Genomic DNA, 23,648 nt, shown 5'->3' with positions numbered 1-23,648 from the left:
TATTCCTAGCACTTATCACTTTTACTCCTAACATTGTTTTTTCACCACATTTCTTTTATCTAGATGACTACTATACCCTATGATCAAACCGTCCACTGCTGTTAGCAAACCATCGAAGCTTTCAACTCATACCAATCAGAGTGAGGATAAAGCATCAATAGGCTCTCATCCTGTCTTCGCTGCAACCAAACAGCGCTGCCTGATCGATACCAAGCAATTGAAGCGTTACACTCAAGCTCACCCCTTACCTAATAATACTCGCTGTGCGCCGCCCTTAGATATCGGCTTTGGTCAGCAGCGTGCTATCAAAGCTTTGCAGACGGCAATCGATATCGATGCTAGTGGCTACCATGTTTTTGCCGCGGGCGAAAATGGGCTTGGCAAACGTACCATCATCAGCCGCTTATTGCAGCAAATCGCCGCTCAAAACCCTACGCCTAATGATTGGGTCTATGTGCATAATTTTGCCGATCCGCGTACGCCTTTGTCCTTACATCTGCCAGCAGGACAAGCTAAGCAGTTGCAGCAACAAGTCAATAGCTTATGGCTACAGGCCAAAAAACGCTTAAGTCAGCGCTTTCGTAGCGACTACTATCAAAGCCAGATTGAAGCGATAAAAAATGACGCGCATGAAAAAGAAAGCCATGCTTACGAGGCCTTAAACGCTGAAGGCAAACAATATGACTTAGCTTTGAGTTTTCGCGCCTCGGACAATAAAGCGATGTTTGTGCATCCTAGCCAATTGGCATCAGTAGCTGAGAACCGTACTGATGATGCCCCCAAAAATAACGCTACTGAGCAAAACAGAGCCAATAAAAATACGCAAGCCGATAACGATAAAGGTCACTTCACTCATAAAAACCATATGCAAAAACGCTTCAATCAGCTAACCATTGCCTTAGAGCAATTAGAAGATGAAGCCAATGACACCATTGAAACTCTGCATCGCGATATCGCTGAGCGAGCGCTGCAGCCTTTATTCACTGAAGTGCGCGAGCAGTTCGCGGACCAATCATCTGTGCTTGATTATCTGCAAGCGCTACTTAACGATATGATCGCGCACGCGCCGCACATCGTCAATGGGGATGATGAAGAGTTTGTCACAGCGCTACTGGCCACCACACCGAGTCGATATGCGGTCAACGTCATGGTCAGTCATCAGCCTAATAGCGGCGCGCCGGTGATATTTGAAGACTTACCGACTCACTTAAACCTACTCGGTCATGTGGAGCAAATCACTCAGTTAGGTACAGTGACGACCGATGTCAGTATGATACGTGCCGGCGCCCTACATCGCGCCAATGGCGGTTATCTACTGCTAGAGGCCAGCCACTTGCTTGAGCATCCTTATGCTTGGCAAGGTCTCAAGCGCGCGCTGCAATCGCGCAAGATCAAGCTCTCAAGTCTTGAGCAAATGCTCACCTTGACCGGTAGCTTATCTTTAGCGCCTGCCCCTATCGATCTCGATGTCAAAGTTATCTTGCTGGGTGAAGCGGATCTATATTACGAGCTGTTAGAGCTAGAGCCGGAGTTTGATGCGGTATTTAAGGTGCGCGCAGACTTTCATGACGACGTCATTCGCAGTCAAGAGCATGAGCTCGCGCTAGTCGCGAAGATGGCTGATATTATTGATCATGCCAATCTGTATCCGTTCGATAGCTACGCACAAGCGGCGCTTTTAGAGCATTTGAGCTTACAAGCAGAAGATCAAAACCGGCTTAGCTTACATAGTGATAGCTTGATCAAGCTGCTACACGAGTCCCATCGTCATGCGCGTTTAGATACCAAGACTTCTACGCAGCAAAGCACGAATCAAACTAATGAAACAATCGTTAGCGCTCAGCATGTCAAGCAAGCCATTAACGATATGGATGAACGCTCAGGCTACCTGCGCGACTTGTACTGGGATGAGTTAAAAAACGGTCAGCAACTGATTCAAACGAAGGGAGTAGCCGTTGGGCAAGTCAATGCGCTAACGGTCGTCAGCTACGCTGATAGTGAGTTTGGCATGCCTGCGCGATTGACGGCGGTGATTCAGCCTAACACCGGCGCAGGAGATATCTTAGATATCGAGCGTGATGTCGATCTAGGCGGCAGCTTACATGCAAAAGGCATGCTGATTATGACCAGCTATCTGCGCGCACTATTTAGCGAACATCATGCGCTGAACTTTAGCGCTTCCTTAGCGTTTGAGCAAAGCTACGCTCATATCGACGGCGATAGTGCTACTGTGAGCGAAGCTTGTGCACTCCTATCAGCACTTGCCAACGTGCCTATCAATCAAGCCTTAGCGATTACCGGCTCGATGAATCAATTAGGCGAAGTACAAGCCGTTGGTGGTATTAACGCCAAGATAGCCGGCTTCTTTGACGCTTGCCGCGAGCAAGCGCTAACAGGAGAGCAAGGGGTGGTCATTCCTATGGCCAATGTCAACCAGCTGATGCTCCGTGACGATATTATTAAAGCGGTCGAAGCAGGTCGCTTTTATATCTATGGCGTGCGCACTATCAATGAAGCGCTGACTTTGATGACCGGTCTACCGATTGATACCCTTAATAAAAAAGGTCGCTACCATAAAGAGACTTTATTTGGCAAAATTTTAAGGCGCCTTATCTCATGGGACGAAAGTCAAGCAGCGGATGAGCTGATCGAAGACAAAAAATCTGATAAAAAGGCCAAAAAAAAGCGCAAAGCCAAACGCCAAAAAAAGGCAGATAAGCGCCGCGATGAGCTCAGCGAAAAACGTGATCGCGATAATAACAGCTCAAGCCAAGCAAACGATGATTTAGCCTGCAACGATAATGTAGATAGCGATGAGCGCGGCAGCTAGCGATGAGCGATAAGGCGTATCAGATAGTTTAGCATGCGCAATCATCCCTAGACGCTAGTCATGTTTTCTGCGATGATAAAACCCTTTGATTATGGCGCGTCAATTCGTATTGCTCTACACAAGCAAAGCAGATTTGATGCTATAGTCGATATTGCACTAGAGCTTTGATCTTCAGATATCAAATTTTGATTTTGTTTTGACTTTATATAGGTTATCAGCCAATGACTGCGCAACATACTAAGGCGACTGACACCGATACCATAAAGAATATGGAAAAACCACTGAGCGACTCTGATGCTATGAGTTCAGCTGGCGATCTTGCGGCTGATTCGGCAGCTAGCCGCCATGGTGCCGCTACCACTGCGCGGCAATGGCAAGTATTATCGCAACTACAGCGCAATCGCTGGGTCGGTACGACTCATATTTATGAGCAGCTAAAATTAGCCGGATTTGATATTAGCTTGCGTACCGTACAGCGCGATCTCAACGCCTTAGCTAAGCGCTTTCCTATTGAGAAAAACAATGCTAATCCGCAAGGCTGGCGCTGGCGTGACGATGCGCCATTACAGAGCCTGCCGCATATGAATCTATCGCAAGCGGTCGCCTTCAACATGGTCGAGGCCAATCTGACCCAGCTGTTGCCGCCCGCTATCTTAGATGAGTTATTTCCTTGGTTTGATCTGGCGCGCCGTCAGCTCAAAAACAGCAAAGTCACCCATTCATGGCTCGACCGCGTGCGTATTGAGCCGGCAACGCAGCCGCTAATCGCGCCGCCTATCGATATAGAAAGTAAAGACAACATCTATCATGCACTATTTTATCAACAACAAATCAAAGCTCGTTATACGCGTAGCAATAAAAGTGAGGCTAGCGAATATACCCTAAACCCTATTGCCATTATTCAGCGCGGGGTTATTATCTATCTGTTAGCCACGCGTACAGATGACCCTGAGCTCATTATTCGCACCTTTGCGCTGCATCGGTTTGCGAGTGTTGAGATATTAGAGACCAGTGCGATAACGCCTGAGGATTTCCTATTAGACAGCTATCTAGATGCTGGCGGTATGGGCTTTAGCCATCCGCTACTGAGCCAGCTACCCGATCATGGCAAGAATACTGCTGTCGAGCTGACCTTTACAAGACGGGCAGGTAAAAGCTTGACCGAAAGCCAGCTCAGTGAAGATCAAACCGTCACTATCAATGATGACGATACTTTGAGCGTGAAAGCGACCGTCAATATGACCTCACAATTGGTCTGGTGGCTGCGCGGCTTTGGTGACGGTTTACTAGCTGCCAAACCTGATCTGCTTTATCAAGCGGTCTTAGGAAACAGTCATAATCCACTATAAGCTTTTACCAAACTCATTAGGCTCAAACAAATAATAAAAACCGCCGTTATTGAAGGATATTTATGTCAGTCTCTACCCCTACACTGCCTTTATCAGAGAGCTTAAGCGCTCTTGGTTTCGCCACAGATAGATTGTTTTTTGCGATGAATTATCAATTCACGCCGCCAAAAGCGACCGGACTAAAAAAACGCCTCAAACAAAATGACAAAGCTATCGATGTCGATATTGCCTGCGTACTCTATGATAATGATTGTGTCATAGATGATATCGTTTGGTTCAAGCAGCTGCGTGATAAAGCGGAGTCAGTAAGGCATCAAGGCGATAGCCTAAATGGTAAAGATCGCGGTGAGCAGGCTTTATATAATGCGCCCTTAGATCAAGAACAAATCCGCCTATATTTAGATCATATTCCCGCTCATATTCGTCATGTGGCTATGATTGTCCATTCCTACAATCAACAACCGCTTGCCGGCGTAGAAGCCGGTGAAGTGCACTTGAGTGACGACGAATACAACCGAGCTTTTACTGTCGATCTAAAACAGCTGCCGCGTGACTGCTACGGACTTTGGGTCGCAAACTTGCGCCGCGGAGTTGATGACTGGTATCTAACGGTGCAGCAGCTACCTCTAGAAGCTAAAGATATCGAAAAATTAGCGCAGCAAGTCGCCCACGAACTTGCTCGCGCGCTACCGATTGCACAGCCAACGGCCACTCCTCTTTAGAGAGCCGTTAGCGTAGTGCCTCTCCGCAGTGCGGGCAGAAGTTTTTTGCTTTAGAGACTTCTTTTTCGCGGCGCTCAAGCTCCTGCTCACGCAGCACTTGTAGCACAATATCTTGCGCCTGCTCGCGATCCAGCCCAAGCTCGCGGCGGATTTTGTCGATCATCGCCTGATTTTGCACCAGATCAAAATCACTTTCAATCAGCTGCTCACGAAAGTCTTGTTCTAGCTCATCACGGCGCTGCGTCAGCTCATTAGCAAGGCCTGTGGCCAAAATACCCGCGGGTAGCGCCGCCAAGCCTACCCCTAAGATGGTAATAATCGCGCCTAATATTTTACCAGCGTTGGTAATCGGTGTGACATCCCCGTAACCAACCGTCGTTAAAGTCACCACCGCCCACCACATCGCTTTAGGTATCGACTCAAACTCTTCTGGCTGGGCGTGATTCTCCACTAAGTAGATACCACTAGACGCTGTCACTATCATAATGATTAAGATAAAAATGACCGCTTGGAACGAGCCTTTTTCTTTACTGATGACCACCAGTAAAATACGCATTGAAGCAAAATAGCGGGTAAGCTTCAAAATACGAAATAAACGCAGTATCCGCAAGAAGCGCAGATCGATAGTCACAAAGAAGTTTAAGAAAGCTGGCGCAATTGCGATCAAGTCGATCAAGGCTGAGGGACTCTTTAGCCACTCCCAGCGTTGCTGCCAAGTGGTGTTATCAGGTTTTGCCTCGGCCACGCTCCATAACCGCAGTAAATACTCTATCGAAAACACCACGATTGAGAAGTTTTCAAATAACGTAAAATACTCTTGATAAGGGTAATACCACTGGTCAGCAGACTCAGCGATCACCGCTGTGACGTTAGCCATGATTAAGAAAATTAGGAAGTAATCAACACTACGGCTAACTAGCGTGTCATGTTCATCGTTTTGCAAAACATTATAGACGAAGAGCCGAGTTTGCCTGATGGGGTGAAAGGCCATGCTGATCCTTTTAACAAGAGCGATAGTTAAAATAGTTAAAACAGTTAAATACAGAGAAGACGTTACGAGGTTTAAAGTTTACCACTCTAAGCACATAGCTGGTATGTAGTAAAATCAAATTTATGGCAAATAGTGACTAACTTTATTAGAAGTCCTGAGCTTAAAAGATCTGTTTACACTGATTGATAAGCTTTCAATGTTTATCAAAATTCTAGGGCTTATCAAACTTTCATTGCTTATCAAACTTTCATTGCTTATCAAACTTTCATTGCTTATCAAACTTTCATTGCTTATCAAAACTGATTTAGCACACGGAATCGTTCATTACTTATAAAGAAAATTGTTTTAGATTGATAGTCCATAATAAATATAAATGAGCGCTAACAGCAAAAGGATAAAAACGACTAACCCTAGTTGTAGCACGCGCTGCTCTATAACTGAGCCGCTATTGCTAGTATCAGATACTAAAGCGAGACCACACTGAGGGCAACTATTACTTGTCTCACTTAAGACTGTCATTGACATCGCTTTGCTACAACGAAGCGGCGAATTACTACAATAACCTGTCATCTATCCCTCCTTATCACAAAGCGCTATTAATATTTTATATCCATTCTCTTTTTAACTTTAATATTCATCTAAATCCTTTTGAGACCCATCTATAATCAAAAAACCTTGCTAATATATTTTAATTCACTACTCTTTGTAAGGTTTTTATATTATAATAAACATAAGATAAACACTTTATCTTATCACTGTAACATAGGATATCAGAACTGGTGTCATCCCTCACTAGTCATTCGCTGATAGTCACTTATTACCTTAAGGATCAAATGATGAAACTACAATCCCTAGTTTTAGCTGCTGCTACTGCCCTGACTATGACTTCCGCCTTTGCCGTACCTGCTGGTACTTGGAGTATCGCTGCCGGTGCTCATATGGTTGACCCAAAAAGCGATAACGGTACTTTGGCTGACGGTGCTTTTTCTGTTGAAGTTGATGACGATATTCGTCCGACGATCAGTGGTGAGTATTTTATCGCCAATAACGTTGGCATTGAGCTACTAGCCGCTATTCCGTTTCATCATGACATCACTTTGACCGATGCAAACGGCGACACAGTTGACGGTAAAACCCAGCACCTACCACCTACGCTATCACTGCAGTATCACTTCGATGGCTATAATATGCCAATGAACCTTAAGCCATTTGTAGGCGTAGGCGTGAACTACACCACTTTTTTTGAAGAAAAGGTTGCTCTTGGCGACTTAGAGCTTGACGACAGCGTAGGCGTTGCCGGTCATGTCGGTCTTGACATTCCATTTGCACCAACAGAAGCCTTCCGTATCGATGCGCGCTACATGGATATCAAAACTGATGCCAAGCTTGACGGTAATGACATCGGCGAAGTAGACATCAGCCCTTGGGTTTATGGTATTGCTTTCGTTAAACAGTTCTAATATTGCTAATAGGTCTTACCACAGACGCTAGAAAAAGCCAGCTTATTTGCTGGCTTTTTTTTGTTTGGTTGAACGGTTATTCAAAGCCTATATTAAAAACGACGGGCACAACAAGTATAAAAAAAGACCGTCCTTAGACGATCTTTTGATAACATTAATGGTAAATATTAGATAGAAGCTATTTATAACAAAATACGGCGCGGATCCGCTAACAAAGTCGTAATATAGCGAGTAAATACCGCGGCATCAGCGCCATTGATCACTCGGTGATCATACGATAAAGATAACGGTAACATCAGACGCGGCTCAAAAGTCTGCTTACTCTCATTCCAGCGCGGCTGCATACTGGCTTCAGACACGCCTAAGATACCGACTTGTGGCCAGTTGACCAGCGGCGTAAATGCCGTACCGCCTAAATTCCCTTGGCTCGAAATCGTAAAGCTCGCGCCTTGCAAGTCTTTAGCGCCAAGCTTTTTATCACGAGCCTTACCTGCCAGCTCGCCAATCTCGATAGCGATTTGTTTGAGACCTTTGTCTTGTACGTTTTTTATCACTGGCACAATAAGACCGTCATCGGTTGCCACCGCAATGCCCATATTCACCGTTTTACGTAGAATCAGCTGCGTATTATCATCGCTTAAATGACTATTAAAGCGCGGATGCTGGGTCAAAGCATAAGCGGTCGCTTTGACAATAAAGGCCAAAATTGTAAAACCAATACCTTCTGCTTTCATACCTCCTTTGAGCTCGCTACGCAGTTTTTCTGTCTCAGTAATATCGGAGAGATCAAATTGCGTGACTTGCGGCAAGTAAGTATTGTAATTGAGCTGCGGAATCGAGACCTTTTGTAGACGACTTAAGTCTTCTATTTCAGTCTCGCCCCAAATCTCTTTATTACTCATATCTGGCAAGCTTGGTAAGCTGCCACGCTCTACACTACCGCTAGTCGTCGCAGCTTTTTGAGTGGTTAGACTCTTTTTGACATGAGCAAATAGATCTTCTTTTAAGATACGATCATTGAGCGCTGAGCCGGATACTTGGGTGATATCTACGCCCAATTGACGCGCCAGCTTACGTACGGCGGGACCGGCATACACCTCTGTGAGCTTCTCATTCACTTGCGCTTCGGTAAGCTTACCGCCAGAGCTTTTAGTCTGACTATCAGTAGTAGTCGACTTACTTGCCGATGGCGCTGCAGCTTGTTTGGGCTCGCCTGTTTTATGCTGCTCTGAGGATGCACTCTCGTTTGCTGATTGCTTAGCTTCTGATTCCTTTTTAGACGTTTGATTATCAGCAGTCGAACCATCTGAACTATTGGTGTTATCTGCACTACTGCCAACAATCACGATAAAGTCTTGGCCATTGGCGACCATGTCACCTGCTTGCACGAGGATTTTCTCAATAGTACCGGTCTCGGGTGCGGGCACTTCCACCGACGCTTTATCAGACTCGATGAGCAAGATAGAGTCATCAGCGGTGACCTTATCACCCACGCTGACCATAATCTCCGCCACTTGCGCTTCTTCGACGCCTAAGTCTGGCAACGCGTGAGTCGTTGTACTGCCAGTACTCTCTTCAGGCTCAGAAGTATCAGACTTATCCTTTGTCTGCTCTGCTTTATCGTTATTTGTAGCAGCTGCTTCTGTAGATTTACTATCCTCCGTATCCGCTTCAGGCTGTTTTTGCTCATTTTTAGAGCTATCATCAGACTCATCATCTGCGCCGCTATCGGCATCGCTATCGACCTCGATTAGCACCATGCCTTCGCTCACTTGGTCACCAACCTCAACGTTGATTTTGCTGACTTTACCAGCAGCAGAGCTTGGTACTTCCACTGATGCCTTGTCAGACTCTAATAAAATGATATTGTCGTCTTTAGCAATTATATCACCGACCGCTACCATGATCTCACTGACTTCGGCGCTCTCGACACCTAAATCGGGGGCTTTAATATCCATCCTAGTTTCTCCTTATTATATCGTCACGTAATTGTGGGCTATTCTTTGATGTCATCATCATTTAGCAATTCGGCGTCGGCTTGATCTTCGGCGCGGCCTTCGCTAGAGATTTCATCATCATCTTCACCGACAAAATCAGGAACAGGATTTGGATTGACGTTATCTGGTGCTGGAGCGTCTGGGAAATGATCATAATGGGGCTGCTGCTGCCAAGCAGGCGGCTGATCGACTTCTATGCCGAAGCTTGAGATCGCATCTTTGACTAAGCGCATCTCAACCTCGCCCTCGTCTGCTAAGCGCTTGAGCGTCGCCACCACGATATGAGCGGCATCAACGTTAAAGAAGCTACGCAGCTGCTCACGAGTATCTGAGCGACCATAGCCATCGGTACCTAAAGTGATATATGGGCGGTTATCTGGTAGCCATGCTCGAATTTGCTCAGAGTAATTCCGCATATAATCTGTGGCAGCCACGACGATACCTTTATGTGGCGCTAATTGCTCTGTGACCCAAGGCACGACCTCTTCCTCCATCGGATGCAAGCGGTTGTAGTCATCACAAGCCATACCATCACGAGTCAGCTCATTGAAGCTGGTCACGCTCCAGACGTTTGCGGTGATATTGAACTCATCGTTAAGGATTTGCGCCGCTTTTTGTACTTCGCGCAAAATGACCCCTGAGCCTAATAGCTGCACTTGGCTTGAGCCATTATCTTCAAGCAAGTACATGCCGCGCTTGATGCCTTCCTCTACGCCCTCTGGCATCGCTGGCTGCTCATAGTTTTCGTTCATCAGCGTTAAGTAATAATAGACGCGCTCACCCTCGCCATACATCCGGCGCAGACCATCATGCATAATGACGGCTAGCTCATAACCAAAGCACGGGTCGTAGGTCACGCAGTTGGGCACAACGCCAAATAAAATCTGCGAATGGCCATCTTGATGCTGTAAGCCCTCACCATTTAGGGTGGTACGGCCTGCGGTGGCGCCTAATAAGAAGCCTTGCGCTTGACAGTCGCCTGCTGCCCAAGCCAGATCGCCGACACGCTGGAAACCAAACATTGAGTAGTAAATATATAGCGGAATCATCGGCAGCGCATTGACTGAATAGCTGGTCGCCAGCGCAATCCAAGTACTCATCGCACCTGCTTCGTTGATGCCTTCCTCTAACATATGACCATCGATAGCTTCTTTATAACCCATCAGCGCTTCGCTATCCTCTGGCGTGTATTTTTGTCCAGAAGCAGAATAAATCCCTAACTGACGGAACATGCCTTCTAAACCAAAGGTACGCGCTTCATCAGGAACGATAGGCACGACGCGGTCTTGGATATCTTTGTCCTTTAGCATCGCCGATAGCAGACGCACAAACACCATCGTCGTTGATTGCTCTTTACCTTTACTACCCTTAAGCACGCGATCAAAGATAGACAAATCCGGAATATTAAGCGGGATATGACCACTACGGCGGTTAGGCAGATGTCCGCCTAGCGCTTCACGGCGACCTTTTAGATACTTCATCTCCGCAGAATCCTCTTCTGGGCGATAAAAAGGCAGCGTCTCTAATTGCTCATCCGTAAACGGCAAATCAAAACGATCACGGAAATACATCAACGACTCATGATCGAGCTTTTTGATCTGATGCGATTTATTGACCGCTTGCGCTTGCGTCGATAAACCATATCCTTTGACTGTTTTTACTAGTACAACGGTTGGCTGACCTTTGGTCTTCATCGCCTCACTGAAGGCGGCGTAGACTTTCACCGGATCGTGGCCGCCGCGATTCAAGCGAGAGATATCCTTATCAGATAATTCATTGGCCATCTCTTCAAGCTCAGGATATTTCCCAAAGAACTCTTTACGCACAAAGCTTGGATCACGCGCCTCATAGAGCTGATATTCGCCATCGACCGCTTCTTCCATACGGTGCTTGAGTACTCCAGTGTCATCTTTGTCGAGTAGATTATCCCACTGGCCGCCCCAAATGACCTTGATAACGTGCCAACCGGCGCCGCGAAATACCGACTCTAGCTCTTGAATGATTTTGCCGTTACCACGTACTGGGCCATCGAGACGCTGCAGATTACAGTTGATGACCCAAATGAGGTTATCAAGCTTCTCGCGGCCAGCAAGAGAAATGGCTCCCAAGCTCTCTGGCTCATCAGTCTCGCCATCCCCTAAGAATGTCCAAATCTTGCGGCCTTCAAACTCAAGTAAGCCGCGGTTTTCCATATAGCGGTGCACATGCGCATGATAAATCGACATGATGGGGCCCAGACCCATAGACACCGTTGGGAACTGCCAATAATCAGGCATCAAATAAGGATGCGGATAGCTCGACAAGCCTTTACCGCCAACTTCGCGGCGAAAATTCTCTAGTTGATCCTCACTCAAACGCCCTTCTAAATATGAGCGCGCGTAGATACCGGGCGCGGAGTGACCTTGATAATAGATCATATCACCACCGAAGTGATCATTAGCGGCACGGAAAAAGTGATTAAAACCCGTCTCATACAGCGTAGCGCTAGAGGCGAATGTCGCTAAATGCCCACCCAAATCATCATCGTTCTTATTCGCGCGCATCACCATAGCCAGCGCGTTGTAGCGAATGAGCGCCCGAATCTTACGCTCTATGCCCAAATCACCGGGGTACATCGGCTCGTCTTCGACTGCGATACTATTGATATAAGCGGTGTCCAAACGGTTAAATGGCAAGCCCTCTTGTACCGACATGTTATAGAGCGCTTTTAATAAAAACTGGGCACGATCCTTGTCGGCATGCTTAATCACTGATTCAAAAGCATCTAGCCATTCCTGTGTTTCGGTGCTATCGGCATCCTTGTAATAATTCATCTTTACTTGTCCTTTTTATGAGTCATTCCTGTTTGCTACAGGATGGGTGGTTTCGCTTAAATACTAAGGTGAGACTTATTGGTTATAAAATAAGGTGAAAGCCTGTCATTAAGGCTTCTATATTACTTTATGTATAACTGTTATTCATTAAAATAATGAAGAAACAGACAATTTTGCAACTTCCTTATATTGCCAAAGGGTACTGTCTACTGATTTGGGTTTCAATGCGAGGCTGACATGAGAGGACTTTGTCAATTGGGTTGAGAACAATCGCAATCTAAAAGTCAGTTTACATATAATCACTGAGCTCTATTATAGGCGCTTATGAGCTAAATGTTTATGGCTATTAGTAAATACCGATACGTTAGGCATTTTTTAGAAAAATAGCGCTGTAAAAGCGATCCTATTCTTACAATATTCCTGCTATCTACCTGCTTCCTATTTATCAATTTAAGCGCAATATAAAAAACATAAGTTCGTGAATCCGTAATAATCTAATAAACTACTCGTCTAATTTTTTGATTTTATAATTATGCTGGATAACGAATATGACCAAATTTATCATTAACATCCTAGTTTTTGACAAATTTTGGTCAATGCAGAACTTGTCCTGTATAACTAAAAGTTATTGGGTCATCTCGTCATACCTTATCTGTCTTAAATTTTAAGCTGCACTATAAAATGCAGCTAATCCTTTATACAAAAAGGCCTGTAGCGTATTTCCCTATAATTATATTAAGAGTTAGAGATTGCTTTGGCATACTTATTGCCGTGTTTATAGTCAGTAATAGTTGTATGAGCGGTATATCGTTTTATTTAACCGTTTATCAAAGAGGTATAAAAAACACTCCTTTCATTAAATAGATGCAATGAACTATAAAACAAACATAAGTTTACTTAAATAACCTTCTATCCTATGATACCTACCGTTCATCGAAAAGTTTAACAAGCTGCATAAATATAGCTAAAATTATGGCATTCATTAGCAAGAAATGTATTGCCTACGCCAAAGATATCGAATAAATAATTATATTAAAGGTGACAAAATGCGTCAGTCTCATAAATTTTTAGAAGCTATCGATATGTCTTTATATCGTAGGTACTTACAACAGCTGTTGGTTATATTTACTACATTAGTATTTAGTAGCTATACTATAGCAGCAGTAACTTGTGATGCTGGTTTTGTCTCTGATGAGTTTGCGCCAGCTGATTATGGAAATTTGGGATCTAATGCCTCTCCACCTGTGCTTGGTATTAATCAGCTTTTAAATGGTATTAAAAATGAAAGCTATATTATTGCTTCTAACAGTTTAAATACGGTCGCTACTGGAACTTTAGAGACAAGAGGCTCAAATTTTTATAGACCTAAAACGTTGACTGGCGGCGTCGAGTCGTTCGAGCTTTTCCAAGACTTTACTGATAAAGCAGGTACTCGTACTGTTTCATATACTTTTAATAATAAGTTTACTGAGAAACCGCAAGCGCTTAAAAATGTAAGTCTAAGTATTTATGATATAGATGCAAATTACGCTCGAACTGGTATTTTTACAGGTACCAGATACTTTGAGTTTTCTGACCAAGTTACGATAACAGGTATTACTAGTTCAGGCACAAGTGTAATTCCAATTCGAAAGTATAGTGGTGCTGGAATGACAACTACTGCACCTTATCGCCAAACGACCACAACTTCTGACGTTCTATGTAGCACAGACTCAATAGACGAGAAATGCAAAGTGTCGGTAGCTTTTGATCAACCTATAGTCAGAGTAGATGTAACTTACGGCAATAATCCTAATTTAGAATATTATGACTTTAATAGTATCGGCAACCCAGGTGACCAACTAATTAATATTGTGTTTGATGGCTACTGCTATCAACCGCAGCCGCGTCTAACATATACAAAAGCGCTTTCAACTTCTCGTAAAAAAAATACGGATCAATTCACTGTTCAAATTAAAGACAATGCAGATAATTCGGTAGTTACGAGTGGCATTACTTCTGTTACTACAACGGGATCGAATAACACTGTCACGACTGGTACAGGTACTACAGGAACTTTCAAAGTTAACCCTACCAAAACCTATACATTGACAGAGTCAGGCTCAGGATCGACAAATTTAGCAGATTATAATGCCTTATATGCTTGTAGAAAATCAGGACCAAATGGGGCGACAATTACTACGTTGAACCCTAATAGTTTACAGCTTACTTATGGTGATGATTGGACTTGTACAGTCACAAATGGTCTAAAGTCTTACACATTCACTGGATATGTCTTTAACGATAATGGTGGTATTTCTAGCGAAGATAAATTTGATACATCGAGCACCTTTACAGGTAACTCAGCTTACTTTAACGGCATTTATGATCGCTCAGTTGAATCAGGAATAAACGACATTAATGTTCAAATACGTCTTACCAATTGTAGTGATACAACCTACGCTACAACTTCAATTAATGAAGAAGGAAAATACAGCTTTAGTTTCCCTAGCAACTTTATAAGTGTAGGACAATCAGGCTGCGTAGTTCAAGACGAGCCGAATGAATGGACTTATAGTGTCGATACCACTGCTAACGAGATACCTATCACGATTACTGAAGGTAACTATACCTACGATAATCTAAATTTCGGTGAGGTACAAATTAATAATACTGCATTGGTACTTGAAAAACAGCAGTACGTCCATGATTGTAGTGCCACTCTTAACTACTCTAGTATTCTTGATAACGAGACTGATCCCAGTCTGGGTTTTAGTGAGGTGACGGCTAAAGTCGATCCCGGTCAGTGTATCGCCTATAAAATCACCGCGACCAATCGCGGCAATATCGTGCTTAATAACATCGTTATCAGCGACACCTTGCAAAAAGAAGGTGTTGACGGTGCTACAGTGACATCAACGCTAGCTGATGCGATTAGCACTGCTGATGGCTTCGCTACTGATCGAGCGATAGGTTATAACGGCACGATAACCACTCAACCCTTTAGTTTAAATAAAGAAGCTCCACGTTCCTTCTATTTCAATACCCAGTACGGCACCACTAACGGTAGCAATCCTTAACTTCAATCCTATCGCTCATCCCACTACCTATACTCAAGTCACAGCTATTGTGGCTTGAGTACCTTATCTAAAGCACTGATTCAAGAATTACTTTTCTACCTACGAATACCTTGCCATCTATCAGATTTCCAATACCATCTATCGGTTTTTAGATGATTATTGCGCCCTTCTCTGTAAAAATACAGCCTGTAATCAAATGCCCCATATTTGTCTATATTAAGGAACGCAGATATAGTGTTGGCATAGATATTGCTTATGTAACTTCAAACAGCTATCTAAAGTTATTATTAAAGATCGCAAATAAGCCAAATCAACACTATGACTTTTACGAATAATCGCGACATAAGCAAGGATATATTTATGAAATACGCCACTACTCTACGTAATGCACTACTCGCTACGCTAGCCTCAGTCAGCTTGATGGGCTTGGCTCATGCTGAAGATGCGCTCAAGATGCAGCTATCTGCTAATAAGGTTGTGACCAATAGTGAAGGTAAGGTTTCTTACGTGCCAGTTAATACGGCACCTGCTGGTACGGTTGTACAGTACAAAGCGACTTACTCTAATACCATTAATCAAGATATCCAAGACTTAGAAGTGGTGTTGCCTATTCCTGCCAACATGACGTTCACCGGTGAAGCAGTTCCCGCTAGCGCTCAAGCCAGCATCGATAATAAGAACTACGCCGATATGCCACTGATGCGCAAGGTAAACGGCAAGATGGTCAAAGTCCCTTATTCTGAATACAAATCACTGCGCTGGAATATCAAGTTATTACCTGCGCAAAAGTCAGCAAACGTTGCGCTCAATACTGTCGTTAATTAAGCCATTTCTAACCGTGCGTTTCTTTTAACCTTCACCTTAGCTTTTTAATACCTTTGGAGTAATACATGAAATCAAACACTTTTAATTATAGCTTGCTTGCTGTTGGCGTCGCAGCTGTGCTCGGTATGAGCACGACTGCTAATGCAGTAGAGACCGATAAGACATCAACGAGTGTAGAGATTACTAACAAAGCTAGCGCAAGCTATAACGTTAGTGGTCAGTCGCAGCCTGTGGTTGAATCCAATGAAGTTAAGATAACGGTAACAGAGCAAACATCCTTCTCATTGGTTCCTGCTGCCACTAACACTGAAAAAGAAGTAGCGCCTAATGGGTTTGTTCAGTTTACGCATACTTTGACCAACACGGGTAACCGCACTGATAACTATGCTATCACGACGCCAGCAGCTCCAGACGGTTATGACACAGCGAATTCTACTGTCTCCTATAAAATATATAACGAGAATGGAGTTGAAGATACAGCTCGTACTGTAAATAATGCGCCCTATGGTGCCTCTAGTGGCAGAGTATTTCCTTTAGAAAAAGGGCATTACATTATATTTGTTATCAATGCCAAAACCACTGGTAATAAAGGTGGCGAAACCAAACCATTAGAAATCTCTGCGGTTAGTTCGTTGTTAGGTGAAGGTGAAACACTCGTTAATACTGATACCTCTTTTACAAGGCTTCCTACCTTTAATATCGTCAAAACGCTTATTAATGGTTTAGACCTCAATGATCTTGCTAATGATACAGCTACTTATAGAGTTGTCGTCACCAACGATGGCAACACTGCATTTACGACTGATGCGACTGATATTGCTATTGCAGATATTCTACCCGATGGTCTAGTAATGGCAGAGGCACTAACACTAGCCAATATCAAACCCAGCTCTACTGCGACTACAGGCACTATCGATTCCAGTAATGCGGGTGCTGTAGACAGCGAAGGCTTTAATATTACTGGTGTTAATATCCCTGTAGGCCAAAAAATAACTATTGAATTTAAAGTCAAAAAAGGACCAGGTGCACTCGATCCTGCAACCGCTATCAATCACGTGACCGTGACTGATGACCTAGACAACAACGCTGCTACTGACAACACGCTTATCGATAGTACAGAGACTAGTAGAGAAGAAAAGATTAGTGCGTTCTATCCTACTACCGAGATTAATAATCTCAATGGTCAGACACCAGCCAGCCCAGGTGATGACTCAACACTGCCTTTATCCTTAGCGACTATTCAGCGAGCTCTAACGCTAACTGGCCCAACGTTCAGAGAGATTGCACCGACTTCAGGTACTCTCGGTCAAGTGACTCATGCAACAGTCATTACCAATACCGGTAAAGACATCGAGGGCAGTAAAGCTGGGGAATTAACTTTTACTATCACTGACGACGATGGTACTCCGCCAGATCAAATTAATATAGTTCCTACTAGCGTCACTGTCACTTATTATCCAGATGGTAACGACACCACAACACCAACAGTAATAGATCAAACTATTACCGCTGTTGATGGTGTTTATGACCTCTCTACTGCTTTACCTGGAGGCATAGCCCCTAATGGTACCGTTACTATTAAATATAACGTGTCATCAGCCGATGCAAAAATATTTACACCAGTAGACTCTACTACACCTACATTCGAAAACACTATTGTTACCTTGATTCCAGGTAACGAAGGCGCGCCTCAATCGGTTTCAGTCACTGATAAAACCACTGTTCGCGGCCTAACATTGCTGAAAACACAAGCGATAAACGCCGATTGTGTGGGTACACCCGCTGATGCAGACTTCGTCCGTACAGAAATTAAAAACGTTTCGCCTGGTCAGTGTATTGTTTATAAGATCCAAGCGAAAAACACATCTTCTGCTGACGCGACTTCTCCTACAGGCGCAGGTTTTAATATTACAGGTGTAATTATCTCAGATGAATTCTCTAAATTCTCGAATGAGGCTGATTATGTAGAAGATTCTATAACGGTTACTAGTGGTACAAAGAGTGATACTGGAGCTGCGCTTACGAATACTATTGATACGTTAGCACCTCAAGCAACTGAAACCATGCAATTTAAAGTCAAAATCAAAACTGCTAGGGTGGTTACTCCCTAGGTTGGTTACACCTACACCATAATTTTATTTTAGATTAAAACTATTACCTTAAACTGAATTTTCACTCTATAAGTATCTGCGGGTACTTATAGAGACCTTCTCTGGCTTCTGATTTAATTAAGCTAGGAGAGTTTCACCCCCATTTTGTTTTATTGGATAAGCGACACATGGCTCTATCTATTATGACACCGTCTAATCGTATTGCCTTACGTACAGCGAAGATATCTGCGCTGTCGTTTGCTATGTTGCTTATGCAATCAAATATCGCCATCGCAGCCGATGATATAAACCCAAATCTACAGATTATCAATAATATTGCTAACGCAAGCTATAACGTCAATAATAAAACTGACGTCAGCCTATCTAGCACCTCTAACCAAGTGCAAGTCAAGTCTTCTGCTCTGCCTGAGTATGGTATTGAGCTGACCCAACCTCTAATACAAACTGTTGAGCCTGGTACTACTGTCAACTGGATAAACGTCCTAAAAAACACCAGCTATAGTAATCAGACTGTCGAGCTGAGCCTTGACGTTGCTCCATCGCTTTCAAATGTCAAAGTCTATCAAGACCTAAATAACAACGGCATCATCGATGGTGAAGATAGCGAGATTATCTTCGATAACTTAACCGCGCAGATCAAGCTGGGTCAAAGCGAGAATATTGAGCTTATCGTTCAAGCTCTATCAGATGCGAATGGCGACAGTGGCGACACCGCTGATATCAAAATCGGCGCTGTGGTATTGGAAGACGAGTCGATAACCGCTTCGGCTGTCGACAGCTTAGTTATCGTTGAGCCTGAGATTAACTTTACGACCCCCAATTTCGATGGCGACAAGTCCACCTCACAGCTTGGTAGTAACGTCTATATCGAAGCCAGTTACGCTCAATGTAATGTGCAGCTAGATAAACCCGATCAAGTTTGGGTCACTATCACCTCTTCACTAACAGGCGATAAGTACTCCTTAAAAGCTATCGAGACTGGTAACAGTACCGGTAAATATCAGCTATCAGCGCCTACCCAGAATAACGCTAATGCTATCGATGACGACATCATCCAGACCCTACAGGGCGATACATTGACAGCGGCTTTAGATGCTTGTATTAAAGCAGACGGTACAAAAGAAGAAATTACTAATAACCTCAGTAGCAACCTTGATATCGTTGACGATAATCCTACCTTAGTCGTCACCAAAGAAAGTGAAGTCAAAAGTGCTGAGCTTGGCGATTATGTCAGCTACACAATCAATGTAACGAACAATGGTAGTACTACTGCTTATGATGTCGAGCTAAAAGACGCCCTACCGCGCGGTTTTGACATGGTATCGAACAGCGTTCGTATCGACAAAAACAATACCGACAACGGTGTCGATATCAACCAGCCTCAGAGCACTGAATTTAGCGCTGAAGGAAAATATCAAGTCCTTAATTTAGGGAACTTGGATGCTAATGAGACTAAAGAGATCACTTATCGCGTATTGGTCGGTGCTTCTGCACTAGGCGGCGACGGTATCAACCGCGCTATCGCTGTAGCCAATAACGAGCAAGGCCAAAGTATTGTTTCAAGAGAAGCACAGTGGCAGATCGAAGTTGAGCGCGGCGTGATGAATACTGACGGTATTATCATCGGTAAGGTCTATCACGATATCAACCGCGACGGCATCCAGCAAAAAGAAAATGGCGAGCTTGGCGTGGCAGGCGTGCGTATCTATATGGAAAACGGCAACTTCATCGTTACCGACCCTGAAGGTAAATATAACTTCTATGGCGTCAGTGCCAAGACGCACGTGTTAAAAGTCGATCGCACCACTATTCCAAACGCTACAGAACTAGTGCTTCAAAGCAACCGTAATACTGGCGATGCTGGTAGCCGTTTCGTCGATTTGAAATATGGCGAGCTGCACCGTGCCGATTTCGGTATCGTCGGCGGTATGGGTGATAGCACTGAGCGTCTAAACGAAGAGCTCATCGCTCGTAGTAAGTCTATCAGCGCAAAAAATAACGCGCTTGAGCAAGCGATTAAGAGCAAGCTAGATCTAGAGCCTATCTACGATCGCGATTACGATGACAACGTCGATGCCAGCGGCTGTAAGTCTAACGACGCGCTAGATCAAGGTATCCAATGTGATTCAGCTATCGTCAATGAGATGGTCAGTCCAGCTAACGAACGTATCGACCTAAAAGTCAATACTATCACTCAACCGAAAGAAAAAGTACTCGAAGAGTTTCTAAAAGAGGTTGCTAATAACGATGTTGCCTTTATTAATCTAAGCGAAGGCCAGCAGCTCAGCAGCTATAAGCAAATGGTACAAGTACAAGCGCCACTCGGCTCTCAGTTTACTTTATATGCCAATGGCAAAGCAGTATCTGAGCAGCAAATCGGTAAGACCGCCGAGCAGAAAAAACAAAACGTCACCGCCTTTGACTACTATGCGGTAGATCTCAAGCGTGGCCGTAATACCTTGCGCGGTGTAGCCACTGATATCACTGGCCAAGTCATCTCCGAGCAGAGCATAGAAGTAGTCACCCCTGATAGCCTGCAAGCCATCGATTATCGTACGCAAACACAACTGATACAAGCCGATGGTGTCAGCGAATATCAAGTCGTCATCAGTCTAAAAGACCGTGACAACCGTCCTTATATTGCTTCTACCCCGATCACCATCGATACCAATATCGGCCGTATCAACCTAAAAGACAGCAACAAAGACCAAGCGGGCACTCAGGTCACCGTCAGCGGTGGCGAACTACTGATTCCAGTGATTGCACCAAGTGCACCAGGTAAAGGTGAGCTGGTCATCGACACGGGTAGTACCAAGCAAATTATTCCGCTACAGTTTACCGCGCAGCTACGTCCGCTGATCGCGGTCGGTATCGTCGAAGGTGCGATCTCGCTTAAAGACTTTGATGGCGGCAGCATCACAGATGCTCAAGGCGCCTTTGAAAAGGAGCTACACGAGTTTTCGGGTAATGATGATTACTCAGCGACGGGCCGTGCCGCTATGTTTCTCAAAGGCAAGGTGCGTGGTGATTATCTATTAACCCTGGCCTACGATAGCGACAAAAAAGGCGAACGCCTGTTCCGTGATATCGAGCCAGGTGAATACTATCCTGTCTATGGTGACTCATCGGCCAAAGGCTTCGATGCGCAGTCGACCAGCAAGCTCTATGTACGCTTGGATAAAGGCCGCTCGTTTGCCATGTATGGTGACTTGAAGACTGACGTGACAGACGACGAAGGCATTAAGCTTGGTCAGTACAACCGCACTTTGACCGGTGTCAAAGCACAGTACGAAGACGACAACACTCGTATTACAGCCTTCGCTGCAGAGACCAGCTCATCACAGCGTGTCAACGAAACTCGTGGCCTTGGTATTTCAGGCCCTTATCCGCTCGCAGAAAACTTTGACGCGGTACTTGAAAACTCTGAGACCATCGAAGTCATCACTCGCGATGCCAACAATCCTGGACTTATCGTGCGCCGTGAGACCCTCACGCGTTTTGCGGATTATGAGATTGACCCAATCAGCCGCAGCTTATTTTTGAAATCGCCTATCGCTAGCCAAGACTTAGCGGGTAATCCTATCTATTTACGCGTCACGGTAGAAGTCGACGAAGGTGGTGACGATTATTTGGTTGGCGGCGTAGCCGTTAAGCATCAGCTTACGGATAAAGTCGCTATCGGCGGCAGCTATGTCAACAGTGATGATCCGCTAAATAAAGAACAGCTTGCTAGTGTTAATACCGTTATCAAGATGAATGACAAGCTAAAGCTGGTCGCTGAATATGCAATGAATAAGGCTGATAATCCAAACTTCCAGCCTAGCAATCAGATCAATGCTGAAGAACTAGATATTCAAGACGCTGACGGCGATGCGCTACGCGTAGAGCTGGATTATGATGACAAGAAAAACACTCGCGCCAAAGCGTATTATAATGACACGGATGAAGGCTTTGTCACTGGTGCTTCTCCGCAGACTGCTGGTCGTCAAGAGTCAGGCTTTGAGGTTGCGCATCTCATCAATGACAAAAAGACCGCGCTTAAGTTAGAAGGCGTACGCACCAAAGACCATACTACCGAAGCGAGCCGTCAAGGGGTGCTCGCGAGTATCGAGCAGCGCTTAAGCACTAATGTCGTCGGCGAGATTGGTGTCCGTTACTATAAGCAAGACGCGACAGCCGCCTCGCGCAATATTCAAGACGCGACCGATACCATTGACCCGTCTGACGATACTCTGTTCGATGATGATATCATTAACCAATCGGCACTTAGCGGTGTTAGTGACGCTGATAAAGATATTGAAGGTACGACAGCGCGCGCCCGTATTACCGCGCGTCTACCGAAGCTCAATAACTCGCTAGTATTTGCAGAATATGAGCAAGATATCGATAACAGCGAGCGCAATGCTACTTCTATCGGTGGTGAGACGCCGCTTGGTAATTTGGGCCGTTTATATGCTCGTCATGATCTAATCAATAGCCTATCTGGCAGCTACGGCCTTGACGATACCGAAGAGCGTCAACGCACGGTATTTGGTTTTGACGCCAACTACATGAAAGATGGTAAGGTCTATAGCGAATACCGTATGCGCGATGCGATCAGTGCTCGTGAAGCTGAAGCGGCTATTGGCCTCAAAAACAAATGGTACGTGCAAGAAGGCTTGACCCTTAATACACTGTTTGAGCGTGTTGAGTCTTTAGAAGGCGAAGAGAACAATACAGCGACTGCAGCTGGTGTTGGAGTTGAATATTTAGCACAAGAGAACTACAAGGCCTCAGGACGCTTAGAGAAACGTTGGGGCGAGACTAGCGATACGCTACTCGGTAGCGCTGGTATTGCTTACCGCTACACTGATGAGATAACTTTGCTTGCTAAAGACATCTACTCACAAGTAGATTATGATGATGGTGATCGTACTATCAATCGTTTCCAACTTGGTGCCGCTTATCGTGACTATGATAGTAATCAGCTCGATATGCTCGCCAAACTTGAATATCGTTTAGACGATAATAATATTAGCAACGATACGTATCAAAAAGATGCGATTATCTGGTCATGGAATGGTAACTATCACCCAACTCGCCCGCTTACCTTGTCTGGTCGTTATGCCGGTAAATATACTAAATTTAGTGCTGATGGCATCAGTAGCGATAACACTGCCCATGCTCTATATGGTCGAGGCCTATACGACTTAACTGAGCGCTGGGATATTGGCCTACAGGCCGGTACTTACTGGAATGAGCAAGCCGATGACATGTCCTACATGCTTGGCGCTGAAGTCGGCTACAGCCCGATGACTAACCTCTGGTTATCACTTGGCTATAACTTTATGGGCTTTGAAGATGACGACATCGCTTATGACGACACGACTCAGCAGGGCGCTTACTTTAGATTACGATTTAAGTTTGACGAAGACTTATTTAAAGGTAATGATACGAGCACTAACCCACGCTTAGATCCTAACTCTACCTTATAAGCCATCTAACATTACTT

11 protein-coding genes are annotated in these 23,648 nt (G+C 44.7%); 8 read left to right on the top strand and 3 right to left on the bottom strand.

The features are described from left to right. The first annotated feature begins 79 nt into the window (after positions 1-79). From W234_RS0109555 to W234_RS0109545, 3 genes are all read left to right on the top strand, one after another. Entirely contained in the window at positions 80-2,830 is a 2,751-nt protein-coding gene (locus W234_RS0109555) for a Lon protease family protein (RefSeq protein WP_025646638.1), read from the top strand. A 299-nt stretch (positions 2,831-3,129) separates the two neighbouring features. Then, positions 3,130-4,179 (top strand): helix-turn-helix transcriptional regulator, encoded by a 1,050-nt coding sequence (locus W234_RS0109550; protein ID WP_227501941.1) that lies wholly within the window; start codon positions 3,130-3,132, stop codon positions 4,177-4,179. A 62-nt stretch (positions 4,180-4,241) separates the two neighbouring features. After that, positions 4,242-4,901, top strand: coding sequence for a TerD family protein (locus tag W234_RS0109545; protein WP_025646636.1), 660 nt, complete (start codon positions 4,242-4,244; stop codon positions 4,899-4,901). A gap of 7 nt (positions 4,902-4,908) precedes the next feature. On the opposite strand, the gene W234_RS0109540 is transcribed toward W234_RS0109545, so the two are convergent. Beyond that, a complete protein-coding gene (locus tag W234_RS0109540; protein ID WP_025646635.1) occupies positions 4,909-5,892 on the bottom strand; it encodes an ion transporter in 984 nt (327 codons plus the stop codon). Positions 5,893-6,728: 836 nt separating this feature from the next. Between W234_RS0109540 and W234_RS0109530 the strand changes: the two genes are divergently transcribed. Further along, a complete protein-coding gene (locus W234_RS0109530) occupies positions 6,729-7,352 on the top strand; it encodes an OmpW/AlkL family protein (protein WP_025646633.1) in 624 nt (207 codons plus the stop codon). 182 nt (positions 7,353-7,534) lie between these two features. Here W234_RS0109530 and W234_RS0109525 read toward each other — a convergent pair whose 3' ends face one another. Both W234_RS0109525 and aceE read right to left on the bottom strand, forming a co-directional pair. Then, positions 7,535-9,310 (bottom strand): 2-oxo acid dehydrogenase subunit E2, encoded by a 1,776-nt coding sequence (locus tag W234_RS0109525; RefSeq protein WP_025646632.1) that lies wholly within the window; start codon positions 9,308-9,310, stop codon positions 7,535-7,537. Positions 9,311-9,348: 38 nt separating this feature from the next. After that, entirely contained in the window at positions 9,349-12,162 is a 2,814-nt protein-coding gene (gene aceE, locus W234_RS0109520) for a pyruvate dehydrogenase (acetyl-transferring), homodimeric type (protein ID WP_025646631.1), read from the bottom strand. A gap of 1,046 nt (positions 12,163-13,208) precedes the next feature. On the opposite strand from aceE, the gene W234_RS14215 reads away from it, so the two are divergent. The 4 genes from W234_RS14215 to W234_RS0109500 all read left to right on the top strand — a co-directional run bounded on the left by W234_RS14215 (position 13,209) and on the right by W234_RS0109500 (position 23,631). Beyond that, entirely contained in the window at positions 13,209-15,221 is a 2,013-nt protein-coding gene (locus W234_RS14215; RefSeq protein WP_025646630.1) for a hypothetical protein, read from the top strand. A 360-nt stretch (positions 15,222-15,581) separates the two neighbouring features. After that, the gene (locus W234_RS0109510) at positions 15,582-16,046 is read left to right on the top strand and encodes a hypothetical protein (RefSeq protein ID WP_025646629.1); all 465 of its coding nucleotides are present in this window, start codon (positions 15,582-15,584) and stop codon (positions 16,044-16,046) included. Between the two features lie 65 nt (positions 16,047-16,111). Beyond that, the gene (locus W234_RS0109505) at positions 16,112-18,157 is read left to right on the top strand and encodes a hypothetical protein (protein WP_025646628.1); all 2,046 of its coding nucleotides are present in this window, start codon (positions 16,112-16,114) and stop codon (positions 18,155-18,157) included. A gap of 167 nt (positions 18,158-18,324) precedes the next feature. After that, the gene (locus W234_RS0109500) at positions 18,325-23,631 is read left to right on the top strand and encodes a DUF11 domain-containing protein (protein ID WP_025646627.1); all 5,307 of its coding nucleotides are present in this window, start codon (positions 18,325-18,327) and stop codon (positions 23,629-23,631) included. Positions 23,632-23,648: the final 17 nt, after the last annotated feature.

The organism is Psychrobacter sp. TB15 (assembly GCF_000511655.1).
In the GTDB taxonomy this organism is placed as follows: domain Bacteria; phylum Pseudomonadota; class Gammaproteobacteria; order Pseudomonadales; family Moraxellaceae; genus Psychrobacter; species Psychrobacter submarinus.
Note: the sequence above shows the minus strand (reverse complement) of the source record. Positions and strands in the feature narration are given on the sequence as shown.